Genomic DNA, 701 nt, shown 5'->3' with positions numbered 1-701 from the left:
AATTTTTGATAATATAGATGAGGTGTGCAGTATGAGACTAAGAAATAAGCCTTGGGCAAAAGAGAAATTGGCACAGTATCCACAATATGCCGTTGGAAATCCCGCAGAACATAAGGGCAAATGGAACGAGGTATTTGGAAACGATAACCCAATTCATATTGAAGTTGGAACTGGAAAAGGTCAATTCCTACTTGGGATGGCTAAGCAAAATCCAAACATTAACTACATTGGCATTGAGTTATATGAAAGTGTAATTGTTAGTGCGCTAGATCGCATAATTGAAGCAGAAGTACCGAATTTTAAACTGCTAAGCGTTGACGCAAAAGACCTAACGGAATATTTTGCTAAAGGTGATGTTGAGCGAGTATACTTAAACTTTTCAGATCCTTGGCCAAAAGTTCGTCATGCTAAAAGACGCTTAACGTACAAAACATTTTTAAATATCTATGAACAAATTTTAATCGATGGTGGAGAGATTCATTTTAAAACAGATAATCAAGGATTGTTTGAATACTCTTTAATGAGCTTTTCTGAATATGGCTTGTTATTAAAGTACGTAAGTTTAGATTTACATGCTAGTGACTTCGAAGGAAATATTATGACGGAGTATGAAGAAAAGTTTTCTCAAAAGGGAAGTCGTATTTATCGTTCAGAAGTTAAATACATGAATGAAAAATAATATCTATAAGGAGACTGAGACA

1 protein-coding gene is annotated in these 701 nt (G+C 34.4%); it reads left to right on the top strand.

Annotation, left to right across the window (positions count from 1 at the left end; all coding sequences use genetic code 11):
- Positions 1–31: 31 nt before the first annotated feature.
- The gene (trmB, locus tag BFL01S_RS19725; RefSeq protein WP_082802796.1) at positions 32–679 is read left to right on the top strand and encodes a tRNA (guanosine(46)-N7)-methyltransferase TrmB; all 648 of its coding nucleotides are present in this window, start codon (positions 32–34) and stop codon (positions 677–679) included.
- The last annotated feature ends 22 nt before the right edge of the window (positions 680–701 follow it).

The organism is Priestia flexa NBRC 15715, assembly GCF_001591565.1.
Lineage (GTDB): Bacteria > Bacillota > Bacilli > Bacillales > Bacillaceae_H > Priestia > Priestia flexa.
The sequence above is the reverse complement of the archived record's forward strand: the minus strand, read 5'-3'. Positions and strand labels throughout refer to the sequence as shown.